The organism is Vibrio sp. 10N.247.311.12, from assembly GCF_041467515.1.
GTDB lineage: Bacteria > Pseudomonadota > Gammaproteobacteria > Enterobacterales > Vibrionaceae > Vibrio > Vibrio crassostreae_C.
The window spans coordinates 71968-88844 of sequence record NZ_JBFSUV010000016.1 but is presented as its reverse complement, the minus strand read 5'-3'; the positions used below and the strand labels follow the sequence as shown (position 1 = coordinate 88844).

Sequence of the window (16877 nt, the reverse complement as noted above, 5' to 3'; positions counted from 1 at the left end):
CGCTTGTACGGTGGTGTGAGAGGACGGAGGCCGTGAGGCCTCCTCCTACTCGATTGTCTGTTGTAGGCGCATCTATTGCTCTACAACGATTATTCTTATTATACGTTCGTTACGTCGATGAACATTGACTCATCGATGTTAGAAGATGAAATTTCAGCTTCTTCGAATTCGTACGCTTTGCGGTCTTCACTACGGTCTAGTGGAAGGTTCACGAAGTCAAACAGCTCGCGGTCAGCCAGTTGGCTTGGACTTACGTTCTGAATTGACTTGAAGATCTTCTCAACACGACCTGGCGTTTTCTTATCCCAATCAATTAGCATCGCTTTAATGTTCTGACGCTGTAGATTCTCTTGAGAGCCACATAGGTTACAAGGAATGATTGGGAACTCTTTATGTTCAGCGTATTTGATTAGGTCCGTTTCACGACAGTAAGTCAGTGGACGAATAACAACGTTACGACCATCATCTGAACGAAGCTTTGGTGGCATAGCCTTTAAGCGCGCACCGTGGAACATGTTTAGGAACATGGTCTCAACGATGTCGTCTAGGTGGTGACCCAGAGCGATCTTAGTAGCACCAATCTTCTCTGCGAATGAGTACAAAGTACCACGACGAAGACGAGAACATAGGCCACACGTTGTTTTACCTTCTGGCACTTTCTCTTTAACCACTGAATACGTGTCTTTATCTACGATGTAGTAAGGAATGTTCAGCGTTTCAAAGTACTCAGGAAGAATGTGTTCAGGGAACCCAGGTTGTTTTTGATCTAGGTTTACTGCCACAACATCAAATTTGATCGGTGCTGCTTCACGTAAACGTAGCAAAATATCTAGCATCGCAAATGAATCTTTACCGCCACTAATACATGCCATTACTACGTCATTCTCTTCGATCATGTTGTAGTCGATGATGGCATTTCCAACATTTCTTCTCAGACGTTTCTGAAGTTTGTTGAATTCAAGTGTTTCTTTTCTATTATCGTTTTGGTTCATTGCGACTCTCACATCGTCGTATTACCGACTGTAGATTGCTAGTGGGACTGTTTTAGGGCGTGGATTATACGGATTTTTATTTGATGTTGAAATAGTAACGGCCGGATAAACAAGCTGAGTAATAGAAAGATTCTGCTTTTATTGTTCGATAAGCGCCTAAACGGCAGAGAAACGCGGCTTCACAAGCTCTCGGTTGGTATCATAGATAAAGAAAAGCAGCCTGATCTAATTCGATGAGGCTGCTTTAAGATATGTCGTAAAAGCTTAGGGGAATGATTCCGCTAAGCTTTTACTTCACTAACAATGATTCCGTTAAAAATTATTGCGCGGGAATGTACGGCAATACGCGAACTGTTGGTTCTGGCAACGTGATGCTGTCACTTCCATTCAGTTCTTCTAAGGTGAATTTCGCTCGCCCTTCTTTGATTGGTAGTTGCTTGCCATTTGAAAGCTCGATGTTGCCTTCCAGCTTATTAGCGAACTCTAGCGTGAACCCTTGGATATCTGGCGTGAACCAACCAGAGAACATACCGCTGACGTCTTCAAGCATCGCCTGCATCTGTGGCAATAGGTTTTCTATCTGTGCAACTTCTACTGTGCCAGCTAAAGGCTCTTGAGTCATCACCACAAAAGAATACGCACATTCCTGTTCTTGAGTTTGTACAAAGATAAGAGGGTTTGCTGAGCGTAGGTTTTGATCTACCGGTAGAAGCAGTTCATTGGCCGGAGAGACTTTTAGCTCTTCGTAGTGCTCTTCTTTTTCCATCCAAGCTTTGCTGATGTGACAGGTTTGCTGAGCTTGTTGATCAACAAAGAAGACCGCAACTTTGACATCATCATGCCCTTCTTTGGTGTTGTTTTTCAGCTGAGTATAAAGCTTAGAATACGTGAACATGTATTCTTGCGCTGAAGCAGGAAGAGAAACCCCAAGGCTTAATGAGGCTAATAAAGCGAGTGCTGTCTTTTTCATTATTATAATCTTGTCGAAGTTGAGCGTTTATAAATAGAAAGAGCAGCCAATGAGCTGCTCTTTTTGTGATATTACTGGTATAAGCCGACTATCGAAGGCAACCAAGTTGGTATCAAAATGAGTTACTTTTTCCAGTATACCTCGTTGTGACGGATCATAGCTTGTAAATCAGTCACATAGTCGGAACCTCGCTCAGAATATTTTAACAAGCCATTGGTGAGCTCTGTCGCCGTTGCGGTTGTTAAAAGATCATCACCTTGCGCATCAAGTTTTGCACGAATCACTCTTAGATCGGCGTAAGCACGATTACGATTAAGGTTCATGAAATACCGATGTACGGATTCTTGGCTTGAAGAGAATGTTGCGACTTCATGAGAGCTACCTTCGTTACGTTGTAGCGGAACAAGGCCACAACCTTTGGTGTAACACCAGTGTCCAAAATAGTTATTTGCTTTAGTGGCGAAACGAGATGTACCCCAAGCTGATTCATTGGCCGCCTGAGTTAACACAAGCGCTTCAGGTAGCACGTTTACACGATTCAACATTTCTTTCAGCCAAGCGTCATCTAAGCCCGATGAAGGTACAGGCAGGCTATACAGCTTCCCTAGTCTCTTTGCGTATGACGCGTCTTCAGAGTCAACATTGTTCAACCCCGTCTCTGAAAGCTTGGTTAGAAACGCACGTTCTTTGGTGATTCGCTTGTTTTCGATGTTGATACTTGGGCGAAGATAAGAAAAGAAGGTGTCTTTCTTTTTATTTACATCTTCAATCGCTGCGAAATCTGGCTTATCAGAAGAGACGGTCAAGTCACCAAAGTTTTGCTCTGAGTCTGAAGCCTTTTGCCCCGCTCGCCTGCGCTCTTCTTCTTGTTGGTAAAGCATTGGGCCAACTAACGAGATCGAGCCAACTAAGGCTAATGCTGTCACTTTTAGCGCAAGTGATTTACTTGCGCTTAATTTAGAGTTGTTATGCATCGAATACCTGTGGGTCTTTATTGTTGCTACCGTTGTGGTCGTCATCGCTCTTTGGACGATCTGAAGCAATCAGTTTCAACTTGATGCCAAACATTTCACGGTAAAGGATTCCTTTCACGTGGAAGAAGAACGGAAGAACGAAGATTAAGCCAATGCCGTACATCATTGCCGCGACGATGAACATCAGCATTACTAATAGGTAGATAGAAGCAACGGTGAAGATTTTTTTGTTGACAGCACGCAGAGAAAGCAGCAGCGATTGCATTGGCGGCACTTTCTTATCACAAATCAACAGGATTGAGTGGCTGAACGCCAGTGAGAAGTAGATAGACAAGAACGGCAGAATCATACCTGCGATGCCTTGAAGCATTAGGCTAAACAAAGTCACTAGAATAACCGGAACCGTAAACTGCAAACCTTTACCAATGTGGCGTACTTTGGTTTGTAGACCAGCAGCGTGGCTCATGGCCATTAAACAGATACCAGCATAGATAGGTGCACTGATCACTTCATAGCTAAAGTTCGCAATAAAAATCGATTCAACGATTTGTGGCGTGAACGACTCTGGGTCGATAACCGCATCCAAGATAACCGCAGGATCACCAAGCTGTAGTTTTAGTGCGATATAAAAGATAGCGAGCTGCACAAACATCAAAGCAATAATCGCTGGGGAAAACGAAAGAAAGTGACTTATCGTATGTTTCCAAGCTTCTTGGAATACAGCCGTTGCTTTGAGCTCATAATCGCCAGAAAGTGCACGGTTGATACTACCGCCCAAATTAAAATCTTTTTCGATGTCGTTGTTCATATTGATACCTAGGTGTGCCGATTAAGCGAAGCCACCTAACTTATTGATAAAAAATTACCTTCATTATACTCATATGTCGGATACAAACTAAAATATGAATCTGTAACAAGGCTTGCTTTTGCGTCTTAATGGTTAATAATTAGACACTTGTTAGGGTGTAGACCCAGTAAATAACAGTATGGTAAAGGATGTTTACTTTTACCTGCGAAATTTTTTATCTTCGAAAGGTAAAAAATGCTTTGAATTCACGTTTTTGGTGATTATGATGCGCGCCTTAAAGGTGTATAGCAACAGGTCTCAAATAGAACCAAGGTGGAGAAAAACAGACGTTGAACGCTAAAAAATCAGTAGGAAAGCCAGTAGTACAGCTAACTGGCATCAGTAAAAGTTTCGATGGTAAGGAAGTCATCGGCAATCTGGATTTAAACGTAAATCATGGTGAGTTTCTCACGATTTTAGGCCCATCAGGTTGTGGTAAAACAACCGTGCTAAGAATGATTGCGGGTTTTGAAACGGCAGATAGTGGTCAAATACTATTAGCTGAACAAAACGTAACCCAAGTTCCTGCTGAACAAAGGCATGTAAACACTGTATTCCAAAGCTATGCCCTATTCCCGCATATGACCGTTTTCGACAATGTGGCATTTGGCTTACGCATGCAGAAAGTTCCAAACAGCGAGATTGAGCCTCGTGTAATGGATGCTTTGAAAATGGTGCGCCTAGAACAAATGGCACAACGAAAGCCACACCAGCTATCTGGTGGTCAACAGCAACGTATCGCAATCGCTCGTGCTGTCGTTAATAAGCCTAAAGTTCTTTTGTTGGATGAATCTCTATCTGCTCTGGATTACAAACTACGTAAACAGATGCAAATCGAGCTGAAACAATTACAACGCCAACTTGGTATCACGTTCATTTTTGTAACGCATGACCAAGAAGAGGCGCTGTCTATGTCTGACCGTATTATTGTTATGCGTGATGGCGTGATTGAACAAGACGGAACACCAAGAGAGATCTACGAAGAGCCTAAGAACCTATTTGTAGCGCGTTTCATTGGTGAAATTAACGTATTCGAAGCGACAGCGAAATCTCGTCAAGATGAAAAACGCATTGTTGCGACAATCGAAGGTGAAGAGTCCATTATCTATCACGATAAAGACGTAACACCGGGTCAAAAACTGCAAGTATTGCTTCGCCCTGAAGATCTTCGAATCGAAGAAATTAAAGAGTCAGAGCAACGCGGTATTGTTGGCCACATTGTCGAGCGAACCTATAAAGGCATGACATTAGATTCAGTCGTAGAACTTGAATCTGGTATGCGTGTCATGGTTAGCGAATTCTTCAACGAAGATGACCCTGATGTTGATCACTCACTGGGCCAAAAAGTTGCAGTAACTTGGGTTGAGAGCTGGGAAGTGGTATTAGAAGATGAGCAAGAAGTTTAATTTACAAAACGCAATTGTTGCTTTAATCACAGGTTGGTTAGTGTTGTTCGTGATGATTCCAAACATCATGATCATTGGTACTAGCTTCTTAACTCGTGATGAAGCGAACTTGATCGAGATGACCTTCACTCTCGATAACTACGTGCGTTTGGCTGACCCGCTGTATTTTAAAGTGTTGATGCACTCTTTCTATATGGCTATTGTCGCAACCCTACTTTGTTTGATTATTGGTTACCCATTCGCTTACATCGTGGCAAAAATGCCGGCGAAGTGGCGTCCAATCATGTTGTTCCTAGTGATAGTACCATTCTGGACGAACTCTTTGATTCGTACATACGGATTAAAAATTGTACTGGGTACGCAAGGTGTCTTGAACAAAAGCTTGTTAGCGTTAGATATCATTGATAAACCGCTACGTATCATGTACTCAGAAACCGCAGTAATGATCGGTTTAGTGTACATCCTACTTCCGTTTATGATTCTGCCGCTGTATTCAGCGATTGAAAAACTGGACGATACGTATTTAGAAGCGGCTAAAGATTTAGGTGCGAACAAACTGCAAACGCTATTGAAAGTGGTACTACCACTAACAATGCCGGGCATTATTGGCGGCTGTTTGTTAGTGCTACTGCCAGCGTTAGGTATGTTCTACATCTCTGACCTATTAGGCGGAGCTAAGAACCTATTGATTGGTAACGTGATTAAGAGCCAAGTACTCAACGCTCGAGACTGGCCGTTTGGCGCAGCGACGAGTATCGCACTGACCATGGCAATGGCTGTGATGCTGTATGCCTACTACCGAGCAGGTAAGCTATTGAACAAGAAAGTGGAGCTAGACTAATGGGGCGCACAGTTAAGTTCAGCTTTATGGCGCTGGTATACGCCTTTCTATACCTACCTATTATCGTATTGATCGCTAACTCGTTTAATGCCAATAAGTTTGGTATGAAATGGGGTGGCTTCACCACTAAATGGTATGACGCGCTTATTAACAACGACAGCCTAATGCAGGCTGCGTGGCACTCGATCAACGTAGCGGTGTTCTCAGCAACAGCCGCAACGATTGTCGGGAGCCTTACAGCAGTAGCCCTATTCCGTTACCAATTTAAAGGTAAAGGCATCGTAAATGGCATGCTGTTCATCGTAATGATGTCTCCAGATATCGTAATGGCGATTTCGCTTCTTGCGCTATTCTTGGTAATGGGTGTTCAACTTGGGTTCTTTACCCTACTTGCTGCTCACATTACCTTCTGTCTACCGTTTGTTGTAGTAACGGTATACAGTCGCTTGAATGGCTTTGATGTGAAGATGCTAGAAGCCGCAAAAGACTTAGGTGCAAGTGAATGGACGATTCTAAAACAGATCATTCTGCCTCTTGCTAAGCCAGCGGTTGCTGCGGGTTGGTTATTGAGCTTCACTCTGTCTTTGGACGATGTAATCATTAGCTCTTTCGTAACCGGCCCAACGTATGAAATCTTACCACTGAAGATTTACTCAATGGTTAAAGTGGGTATCTCTCCTGAGGTAAACGCCCTAGCAACAGTGATGTTAGTGGTGTCGTTAATACTGGTGATCATTTCTCAGTCATTAGCGAGAGAAAAAATCAAGTAAGTCTCCTACTCTATATAGAGACTGGCTTGATTAAGAAGTTAAGAGACTTCAAGTTCAAAAAAAGTGTTAATCATAAACAGAATGGTAAATTGCCATTCTGTTTTTCTATCTACTGCCTTCGGGCAACGTTTAGTTTGGAGCTAACGTCAATGAAAAAATGGGCTACTCTATTAGCTGGTAGTGCATGTGCGCTTTCAATGTTATCTGCACCATCATTTGCAAAAGATAACAAAGAATTGGTATTCATGAATTGGGGACCTTACATCAACAGTGAGATTCTAGAACAGTTCACTGATGAAACTGGTATCAAGGTGATCTACTCGACTTACGAGTCGAACGAAACCCTGTACGCAAAGCTAAAAACACACAACAAAGGCTATGACCTAGTTGTGCCGTCGACTTACTTCGTATCTAAGATGCGTGACGAAGGTATGCTACAAAAGATCGACAAAACTAAGCTGAACAACTTCAAGAATCTAGATACTAACTATCTAGATAAGCCGTACGACCCAAGCAACGACTACTCTATTCCACACGTAGTTGCGATCACAGGTCTTGCTGTTAACACTGACATGTACGATCCAGAAGATTTCCAAAGCTGGGCTGATCTATGGAAGCCAGAGCTTGAAGGTCAACTGATGATGATGGACGACACTCGTGAAGTGTTCCACATCGCACTGCGTAAGTTAGGTTACTCTGGTAACACAACCAACGAAAAAGAGATCGACGAAGCGTACGCTGAGCTACAAAAGCTTATGCCAAACGTTCTAGTATTTAACTCAGACAACCCAGGCGCGCCTTACATGTCTGGTGAAGTGGGTCTTGGTATGCTGTGGAACGGTTCTGCTGCTGCAGCGCAAAACGAAGGTCTACCAATCAAACTGGTTTTCCCTAAAGAAGGCGGTATCGGTTGGGTTGATAACTTTGCGATTAGCTCTGGTGCGGTAAACGTAGAAGCAGCTCATAAGATGATTGATTTCCTACTTCGCCCTGAAATTGCTGAGCAAATTTCTCGTGACACAGGCTACCTAACGGCCGTTAAAGCGTCTAACGAGAAGTTCAAAGATAGCCCTGCGCTATTCCCATCGCAAGAAGACCTTGATCGTGTTGAATGGCAAGCTGCGGTTGGCGATAAGACAGTGAAGTACGAAGATTACTTCATGAAACTTAAAGCAGGTCAGTAATTTAGCTTATTATCTAACTGTGGCTAAGTAACCAGTTTACTTAACAGGTCAACGTAGATAATCAATAAGTTAAAAATAAGAATATCAATGAATAGGCAGCTTAGGCTGCCTATTTTATTATATCGCTGCTATAATATAGCGCGATTTTTCGAAATCCTTTACCTTGGGTTCACTACCCAGCTCCAAATCAAACAAATGAACGGAACAGTAATGAAAAAAACACTGTATACCGGCGCATTGTGTGCTGCTACTTTACTTTCTACACCCTCTTTCGCAGCTGACCAAGAACTGTATTTTTACAACTGGTCTGAATATATTCCAAATGAAGTACTAGAAGACTTCACAGAAGAGACGGGCATTAAAGTCTACTACTCAACTTATGAGTCTAACGAAAGCATGTACGCTAAGTTAAAAACTCAAGGTACGGGTTACGACTTAGTGGTTCCTTCTACTTACTTCGTTTCTAAGATGCGTAAAGAAGGCATGCTTCAAGAGCTTGATAAAACCAAGCTAAGCCACTTTGCAGATTTGGATCCAAATTACTTAGATAAGCCATTTGACCCAAATAACAACTACTCAATCCCATACATCTGGGGTGCGACGGGTATTGGTATCAACTCAGACATGCTAGACAAGTCTTCAGTTAAAAACTGGGGCGATCTGTGGGATACGCAGTGGGAAGGTCAACTGATGATGATGGATGACTCTCGTGAGGTTTTCCATATCGCTCTATCTAAACTGGGCTACTCTCCAAACACGACTAACCCTGAAGAAATCAAAGAAGCCTACGAAGAACTTCGTAAGCTAATGCCAAACGTATTGGTATTTAACTCAGATTTCCCAGCGAACCCTTACCTAGCAGGTGAAGTGTCTCTTGGTATGCTTTGGAATGGTTCTGCTTACATGGCACGCCAAGAAGGCGCAACGATTGACATTATCTGGCCAGAAAAAGGCGCTATCTTCTGGATGGACAGCCTAGCAATTCCAGCAGGCGCTAAGAACACTGAAGCGGCTCATAAGATGATCGACTTCCTTCTTCGCCCAGAGAACGCTGCGAAAATTGCTCTAGAGATCGGTTACCCGACACCAGTTAAAACCGCTTACCCTCTTCTTCCTAAAGAATTTGCTGAAGACAAGAACGTTTTCCCACCACAATCAGTGATGGATAACGGTGTGTGGCAAGATGAAGTTGGTGAAGCGAGCGTTATTTATGACGAGTACTTCCAAAAACTTAAAGTAAACAACTAAGTTATTGTTAGTTAAGAAGTTAAGTAAATAAAGCGGCGTAAGCCGCTTTATTTTTTCAGATTCAGAAACTGATGTGTGTTATTAAAGACAAGGCTTAGGCCGTTAAAGAACCTTTCTCTGTACATAATAACTCGCCAACCAGTTTAGGCACCTCGATACTCGCCTTGCCGTAGCGCTTCTCTTCAAATTCACTTTCAACCGCACTTGGTTCGAGGTTTATCTCGATAGTATGTGCACCATGCATTTTCGCATCATGCACAAAACCGGCAGCTGGATAAACTACGCCCGATGTACCGATTGAAATAAACAGATCCGCTTCTTCCAGTGCTGAATAGATGTCACCCATTCGTAATGGCATTTCGCCAAACCACACAATATGAGGGCGCATCTGCGCTGGAATTTGACAACAGTGACAGAGTTCGCCGGTTTCGATGTCACCTTTATGTTCGATAACTTGATTGGATTCACTGCAACGTGCTTTTAAAAGTTCACCGTGCATGTGGATAATGTTGTTGCTGCCGCCTCTCTCGTGCAAATTGTCGATGTTTTGAGTAATGATGGTAACTTTGCCATCAAGCTTGTCTTCGAGCTCTCCTAGCGCCTTGTGGGCTGAATTGGGCTGAATGCTCTCACTTTGCAGGCCGTGACGACGCTTGTTATAGAAGGCTTGTACCAAGTCAGGATCTTTTGCGAACCCTTCAGGCGTCGCTACATCTTCGATTTTGTGGTTTTCCCATAGCCCGTCTTGTGCTCGGAATGTTTGTATCCCCGACTCTGCAGAGATGCCAGCGCCAGTAAGAATTACGATATTTCGATATGGGAAATGCATATAACGTCCTTTTAGATATGTCACTTTGTAACAGCTTAGCACTGTTCAAATTCCAACAATAGTTTTGGGGATTAGACCATAGTCTTAGGCAACTGAATTCATTGGCTATTTGTGACATAACTCGCTTGATAGTTGTGGTTGTTGTTACTCAAATTCTCTGTTTTGCTATCCATAGAAACAAAAAAGCGACCGAAGCCGCTTAGTTCTGTTCAACAGTTGTCTACTTGATGTGCTTTACCCCACCAAGTGAACAACGTTAGTCTTCGTTGATAGAAGAGATCTTATGGATAGAAAGATCCGCACCGTTGAATTCATCTTCTTCACTTAAGCGTAGGCCTGTTAGTTTGCTCAACACACCGTATACGATTAACGCGCCGACGAAAGCAACAGCAACACCTGCGACTGTACCAATCAACTGAGAAGCAAAGCTCACGCCGCCTAGACCCCAGAAAGCTTGTTGGCCGAAGATACCAGCAGCAACGCCACCCCAGGCACCACATACGCCGTGTAGAGGCCATACACCCAGTACATCATCGATCTGTGTTTTGTTTTGCATATAAGTAAATAGGTAAACAAACAGCGCACCTGCCACACCGCCCGTCACCAAAGCGCCAAGTGGGTGCATCAAATCTGAGCCCGCACAGATAGCGACGAGACCAGCCAAAGGACCATTGTGGATGAAGCCCGGGTCATTTTTACCTGCAATTAGAGCCGCAAGAATACCGCCAACCATGGCCATGAGAGAGTTCATTGCCACGAGACCGCTGATGCCATTGATCGCTTGAGCTGACATCACGTTAAAGCCAAACCAACCCACACATAAGATCCAAGAGCCTAGTGCTAAGAATGGGATATTCGATGGTGCGAAGTTGGTGTGTTTGCCTGCACGGATTCGACCTTTACGCATCCCTAAGAAGTAAACTGCGACCAATGCAATCCAACCGCCAACACCGTGAACGACAACAGAGCCTGCGAAGTCATGAAATCCATAACCGAATTGCGCTTCGAGCCAATCTTGGAATCCAAAGTTGCCGTTCCAAATGATGCCTTCAAAAAATGGATAGATGAAACCAACCGTAAACAGTGTCGCAATCAAAATTGGGTAGAAACGTGCACGCTCTGCGATACCGCCTGAAACGATCGCAGGGATTGCCGCTGCGAATGTCATAAGGAAGAAGAACTTCACCAGCTCATATCCGTTGCCTTGCGACAGTGTTTCTGCGTCTGCAAAAAAGTGTGCACCGTAAGCAACCCAGTAACCGATAAAGAAGTAAGCAATGGCGGAGACACCAAAATCCGACAGGATCTTAACGAGCGCGTTTACTTGGTTCTTCTTTCGAACGGTACCGACTTCTAGAAATGCAAAGCCAGCGTGCATCAAGAAAACCATGATGGCACCGAGTAATAGGAATAAAGTATCTGAACTTTGGGTAAGGGTTTGTACTGCACTATGAACTTGAGTCACCGTTTCACTCATTAAAGCATTCTCCTTCGCTTTATCTGATTTGCACTGATATCGTGCGATTCAATGTTGTAATTAATTAAAGACTCAACAGTGAACGCAAGATGCGTTCCAAGTGTGTGGTGTAATTTTTGTGCAACAGTTTTTGCTTTTAACTTACTGATTAATAGTGCATAAATTTATCGGTGCACTTTCTTGGTTCTTAATAAGCGTGAAAATGGAAACAAGAATTGCACCAATTAAGGGAGTTGCACCATATTGAAGCGGTCAATACCATGCTTCATTAAGTTTCGTTGCTGATTAGAAACAAAAAGCCCAATGACCGAAATCATTGGGCTTTCAAAAGGACTATTGTGCTAGATAATTCGCTATCTAGTGAGTCTATGCTCGACTACAAGTTTGGACCTGTTGTCGGGTTTTGCGGTAGGTTTTGACTTAAACGCTGCATACCTTGATACATACGAATAAACCAAACCACAATCGCAACACCACCAAACAACATGCCTACATACGGGATGTAGTAAGCGATGTCATCGATAATGTGGTTTTGATACCAGTAATCGTTCACACCAATTAACACGCCGTTAGAGGTCGCTACCGTGACGATAAGCACAACAAAGAACGTCAGGTTCAAGAAGAACGAGCGAATCAAGCCGTAGTAATGGGTGTCCACTACTTCGCCGTCTTCGCCTTTATCTAAACGATAGCCCGCGTAGATAATGGCAATCACACCAGAGAGAAGACAAGTAAATGGTGTAAAGCAGCTTAGGATGTAAGCAACCCAAATACCCTTATGAGGTTTGTTCATTCTTATTCACCCCTTCCGTTTTCTCTGTTGCTACGTTAGCGCTTTGTTCAACGCCGTTTTTCTCTTGTTCCATCACTTCTTTGTACCAAAGGTCATGGTGTTCCTTAGCCCAGGTTTCATCGACTTCGCCTGTTACCATACCTTCTAGTGCGCCTTCCATACCGAACAAGCCAATATAGATGTGGAACACAAAACCGCAGATAAGGATCAAAGCAGCAAGCATGTGAACTAAGTTGGAAAGCTCCATATCACGTCGTGTTTGGCCAAAAATTGGGAAATCTAACACCAAGCCACTGATCGCTGCCACACTGCCCATAACGATAAGCAGCCAAAATAGCGCTTTTTCACCCGCGTTCGAAAACTCTGCAGATGGATGAGAACCTTTGTGTTTCCCTACCATACCACCCAGTTTCATGAACCACTGTACATCGACCATCTTGAAAATAGACTTGCGCCACCACTTGATGAGAACAGCCATCAACAGCACATAGAAAATCGGGCCGATGTAGTTGTGGTATTGCTTCGCCAATAGAACGATGAAGCCCCAAAGGTCTGTTGGAATGTACGGCTTCAAGAAGTGCTTACCGTAAACCAACATCAAACCACTGAACGCCAGTGTTAAGAAGGTAAACGCCATACTCCAGTGCAAGGCACGGTCTAGTCGAGACCAACGTTTGATCTTACGGCCTGTTCTTGGCGCGCTTAGCATTAGCGGGCCAATCACAACGTACATCAAAGTCACGAAAGCAATACTGCCAAAGATAGCGACGGCACCGGCTGGTGACATCCACTTCTCTTTCAATATGTACCACGTTTGACCTGGAGTACTGATCAACACACCATGCTCAGCTGATTGAGATGTGGTGTAACCTTCCTCACCGTTTCTCACTTGTCGCCAAAAATCGGCGCCAGCAAGTTGTGTGATTTCTCGTTGAGCAGAGCTCGATTGAGTTTGTGATGAGTTCGTCTCAGATGCATGACTCATAGGAGAAAGCATTGTTAGTGCTGCCAACATTGGCAGCACTACAAGGAAGAGACGCTTAAACATTGTAAGCATATGTCTCTCCTACTTAGCTCTTAGTCGCATCGTAAGAAAGGTCGTTGCCGTCTGTCCAACCTGCACCTTTCGCACCACGTTCAACAACACGCTGACGGAAAACATCAGAAACTTTCTCTGCGTCACCCGCTAGCAGTGCCTTAGTTGAACAAAGCGAAGCACACATTGGCAGTTTGCCTTCAGCAATACGGTTCGCACCGTATTTTTGACGCTCTTCAACAGAACCTGGCTCTGTTTCTGGGCCGCCAGCACAGAAGGTACATTTGTCCATTTTACCGCGCTCACCAAAGGCTTCCTGTTTAGGAAATTGAGGTGCGCCAAACGGACAAGCAAACAAGCAGTAACCACAACCGATACACAGATCTTTATTGTGAAGTACGATGCCGTCTTCCGTATGTTCAAAACAGTCTGCCGGGCAAACTGCCATACAAGGGGCATCAGTACAGTGCATACACGCTACTGAGATAGAGTTTTCACCTGGTTCGCCATCGTTCAGTGTCACAACGCGACGACGTTGAATACCCCATTCCAGAGCATCATCATTTTCATTCTTACATGCAGTGACACAACCGTTACATTCGATACAACGCTTGGTGTCACAAAGAAATTTCATTCTAGCCATTTTAAGACTCCTTACGCTTTACGAATATTACAAAGGGTTACTTTCGTTTCCTGCATCAACGTGACAGGGTCGTAACCGTATGTGGTTGCTGTGTTAGCAGCTTCACCAATAACGTAAGGATCAGTGCCTTCTGGGTATTTAGAACGCAAATCTTCGCCTTGGAACTTACCACCGAAGTGGAATGGGATGAATGCCAGACCCGGTTTCACACGACGTGTAACCATCGCTTTCACCTTAATACGGCCCTTCTCTGCACCCTCAACCCAAACATCGTCACCGTCTTTAAAGCCGATGTCGTTTGCATCTTTCGGGTTCACTTCAACAAACATCTCTTGCTGTAGTTCTGCTAGCCAAGGGTTAGAACGGGTTTCTTCACCACCACCTTCGTACTCAACCAAACGACCAGAGGTCAGGATAATCGGGTATTCGCCAGATTTGTCTTGCTCTTGAATCGACTTGTAAAGCGTAGGAACACGGAAGATAGCTTCTTTGTCGTCCCACGTTGGGTAATCAGCAACTAGGTCGCGACGTGGCGTGTAAAGTGGCTCACGGTGCAGTGGTACACGGTCTGGGAATGTCCAAACAATCGCACGTGCTTTCGCATTACCAAATGGGATACAGCCGTGTTTAATTGCCACACGTTGGATACCACCTGAAACGTCAGTCTTCCAGTTTTTGCCTTCAGCAGAGGCTTTCTCTTCTGCTGTTAGGTCGTCCCACCAACCCAGTTGTTTCAGTAGTTTGTCACTGAACTCTGGGTAGCCGTCTTTGATCTCACAGCCTTTCGAGTAGCTGTCTTCTGCCAGTAGGCTTTGACCTTCAAACTCAACACCAAAACGAGTACGGAAGTTACCACCACCTTCAGCAACCGTCTTAGACGTATCGTAAAGGATGTGTGTACCCGGATGTTTCATCTCTGGTGTGCCCCAACATGGCCAAGGTAGACCGTAAGTCTCGCCATTCGCTGGGCCGCCTTCTGCAGCAAGCGTGGTTTTGTGGAACGTGTGCCAGTTTTGTTGGTGTTCTTTCAAACGCTCTGGGCTTTGACCTGTATAGCCGATCGTCCACATACCTTTGTTGAATTCACGAGTGATGTCTTCAATCAATGGTTGATTGTTCTCAACACGGATGTTTTTGAACAGTTGATCAGAGAAACCAAGCTTCTTAGAAAGCAGGTACATAATTTCGTGGTCAGGCTTAGATTCGAACAGAGGATCAACAACCTTATCACGCCACTGTAGAGAACGGTTTGACGCCGTTACACTGCCGTAGGTTTCAAATTGAGTGGTTGCTGGAAGCAAGTAAACGCCGTCGGTGCGATCGTTCATTACTGCCGCGACTGTTGGGTATGGGTCAACGATAACCATCATATCCAGCTTCTGCATCGCCTTCTTCATCTCTGGACCACGAGTCTGAGAGTTCACTGCGTGACCCCAGTAGAACATGGCACGGATGTTTTCGCGTTGGCGAATCTTGTCTTTGTCTTCAAGTACGCCATCAACCCAACGAGATACAGGAATACCTGCACTGTTCATTGGTTTTTGACCGCCGTATGCGTTGTCGTCGAAACGGCCTTTCACCCAGTCAAAGTCGATACCCCAAACTTTTGACCAGTGACGCCAAGAACCTTCAGACAAGCCGTAGTAGCCTGGAAGTGTGTCTGACAGTACGCCAAGGTCAGTTGCGCCCTGTACGTTATCGTGACCACGGAAGATGTTTGCACCGCCGCCTGATTTACCGATGTTACCTAGCGCAAGCTCAAGTACACAGTAAGCGCGTGTGTTGTTGTTACCAGTCGTGTGCTGAGTACCACCCATACACCAAACGATACAACCCGGACGGTTTTCAGAAAGTAGTTTCGCGGTGTGGTATACGTCTTTTTCACTAACACCAGTTACGCGTTCAACTTCTGCTGGGTTCCACTTCGCGACTTCTTCACGGATCTCGTCCATGCCGAATACACGTTGTTTAATGAACTCTTTGTCTTCCCATTGGTTTGCAAAGACGTGCCATAACACACCCCAGATAAACGCAACGTCAGAACCTGGACGAAGAGAAACGTAGTGATCTGATTTCGCAGCAGTACGCGTACGACGAGGATCCGCAACAACGATCTTACAGTTGTTCTTCTCTTTCGCGATCAAGATGTGTTGCATCGCTACTGGGTGAGCTTCCGCTGGGTTTGAACCAATGAACAGCATCGATTTACAGTTGTGCATGTCATTGAACGAGTTTGTCATTGCACCGTAACCCCAAGTGTTCGCAACACCGGCTACTGTGGTTGAGTGACAAATACGTGCTTGGTGGTCAACGTTGTTGGTGCCCCAAAGCGAAGCCATCTTACGGAATGCATAAGCTTGCTCGTTACTGTGTTTCGCACTACCTAGGAAGTAAACTGAATCAGGGCCAGACTCTTTACGAAGTTCTAGCGCTTTGTTACCGATCTCTTCAATCGCTTGTTCCCAAGAAAGCTTCTTCCACTTACCGCCTTCCAATTTCATTGGGTACTTAAGACGACGTTCACCGTGGCCGTGCTCACGAAGTGCTGCACCTTTCGCACAGTGTCCACCAGCGTTGAATGGGTGATCGAATGCAGGCTCTTGACCTGTCCATACGCCATTTTGAACTTCAGCGTAGATACCACAACCCACAGAACAGTGAGAACAGATAGTACGTTTCACTTCTGTTTTCGCTTCTGGATCGACTGATTTAGCCTGTGCTTTCTTCATCATACCTGGTGCAAATAGACTTGCGCCTACCACTGCGCCACCAGCAGCTAATGAAGTGTTTTTCATGAAGGCACGTCGAGACACACCTAGCTGATTGGTTTCTTTGCTCACACTATCGGAGCGTTTGACAAGTTTCAT

At 44.6% G+C, this 16877-nt stretch carries 15 protein-coding genes; 5 read left to right on the top strand and 10 right to left on the bottom strand.

What is annotated here, in order from left to right:
- Window positions 1–98: 98 nt before the first annotated feature.
- The 4 genes from ttcA to AB6E30_RS09260 all read right to left on the bottom strand — a co-directional run bounded on the left by ttcA (window position 99) and on the right by AB6E30_RS09260 (window position 3744).
- Entirely contained in the window at window positions 99–992 is an 894-nt protein-coding gene (ttcA, locus tag AB6E30_RS09275) for a tRNA 2-thiocytidine(32) synthetase TtcA (protein WP_017059635.1), read from the bottom strand.
- Window positions 993–1311: 319 nt separating this feature from the next.
- Window positions 1312–1962, bottom strand: coding sequence for a DUF2987 domain-containing protein (locus tag AB6E30_RS09270; protein WP_372055936.1), 651 nt, complete (start codon window positions 1960–1962; stop codon window positions 1312–1314).
- 122 nt (window positions 1963–2084) lie between these two features.
- Entirely contained in the window at window positions 2085–2936 is an 852-nt protein-coding gene (locus AB6E30_RS09265; RefSeq protein WP_102393736.1) for a glucosaminidase domain-containing protein, read from the bottom strand.
- The gene (locus tag AB6E30_RS09260; RefSeq protein WP_017063864.1) at window positions 2929–3744 is read right to left on the bottom strand and encodes a membrane protein; all 816 of its coding nucleotides are present in this window, start codon (window positions 3742–3744) and stop codon (window positions 2929–2931) included. The genes AB6E30_RS09265 and AB6E30_RS09260 overlap by 8 nt, the downstream gene beginning before the upstream one ends.
- A gap of 329 nt (window positions 3745–4073) precedes the next feature.
- On the opposite strand from AB6E30_RS09260, the gene potA reads away from it, so the two are divergent.
- The 5 genes from potA (at window position 4074) to AB6E30_RS09235 (ending at window position 9232) form a co-directional block, all read left to right on the top strand.
- Entirely contained in the window at window positions 4074–5189 is a 1116-nt protein-coding gene (gene potA / locus AB6E30_RS09255; protein WP_017059631.1) for a spermidine/putrescine ABC transporter ATP-binding protein PotA, read from the top strand.
- Window positions 5173–6030, top strand: a complete 858-nt coding sequence (gene potB / locus AB6E30_RS09250; protein ID WP_017059630.1) for a spermidine/putrescine ABC transporter permease PotB — start codon at window positions 5173–5175, stop codon at window positions 6028–6030. Before potA ends, potB begins: the two co-directional genes overlap by 17 nt.
- Window positions 6030–6800: a spermidine/putrescine ABC transporter permease PotC gene (gene potC, locus AB6E30_RS09245; RefSeq protein ID WP_017059629.1), complete on the top strand. Its 771-nt coding sequence runs from the start codon at window positions 6030–6032 to the stop codon at window positions 6798–6800. The genes potB and potC overlap by 1 nt, the downstream gene beginning before the upstream one ends.
- Before the next feature lie 149 nt (window positions 6801–6949).
- Window positions 6950–7984 (top strand): extracellular solute-binding protein, encoded by a 1035-nt coding sequence (locus tag AB6E30_RS09240; protein ID WP_017059628.1) that lies wholly within the window; start codon window positions 6950–6952, stop codon window positions 7982–7984.
- 210 nt (window positions 7985–8194) lie between these two features.
- Window positions 8195–9232 carry an extracellular solute-binding protein gene (locus AB6E30_RS09235; RefSeq protein WP_017059627.1) on the top strand — a complete coding sequence of 346 codons (1038 nt, stop codon included), beginning with the start codon at window positions 8195–8197 and terminating at the stop codon, window positions 9230–9232.
- 94 nt (window positions 9233–9326) lie between these two features.
- Here AB6E30_RS09235 and cobB read toward each other — a convergent pair whose 3' ends face one another.
- The 6 genes from cobB to AB6E30_RS09205 all read right to left on the bottom strand — a co-directional run bounded on the left by cobB (window position 9327) and on the right by AB6E30_RS09205 (window position 16877).
- A complete protein-coding gene (cobB, locus tag AB6E30_RS09230) occupies window positions 9327–10061 on the bottom strand; it encodes a Sir2 family NAD+-dependent deacetylase (RefSeq protein WP_136978459.1) in 735 nt (244 codons plus the stop codon).
- Window positions 10062–10317: 256 nt separating this feature from the next.
- Complete coding sequence (locus AB6E30_RS09225) at window positions 10318–11538, bottom strand: ammonium transporter (protein ID WP_372103355.1); 1221 nt, start codon at window positions 11536–11538, stop codon at window positions 10318–10320.
- Between the two features lie 376 nt (window positions 11539–11914).
- Entirely contained in the window at window positions 11915–12331 is a 417-nt protein-coding gene (locus AB6E30_RS09220) for a hypothetical protein (protein WP_010440849.1), read from the bottom strand.
- Window positions 12315–13388: a formate dehydrogenase subunit gamma gene (locus AB6E30_RS09215; RefSeq protein ID WP_372103353.1), complete on the bottom strand. Its 1074-nt coding sequence runs from the start codon at window positions 13386–13388 to the stop codon at window positions 12315–12317. The genes AB6E30_RS09220 and AB6E30_RS09215 overlap by 17 nt, the downstream gene beginning before the upstream one ends.
- Window positions 13389–13401: 13 nt before the next feature.
- Window positions 13402–14010, bottom strand: coding sequence for a formate dehydrogenase FDH3 subunit beta (fdh3B, locus tag AB6E30_RS09210; RefSeq protein ID WP_004742271.1), 609 nt, complete (start codon window positions 14008–14010; stop codon window positions 13402–13404).
- Between the two features lie 11 nt (window positions 14011–14021).
- Window positions 14022–16877 carry a formate dehydrogenase subunit alpha gene (locus AB6E30_RS09205; protein WP_372103350.1) on the bottom strand — a complete coding sequence of 952 codons (2856 nt, stop codon included), beginning with the start codon at window positions 16875–16877 and terminating at the stop codon, window positions 14022–14024.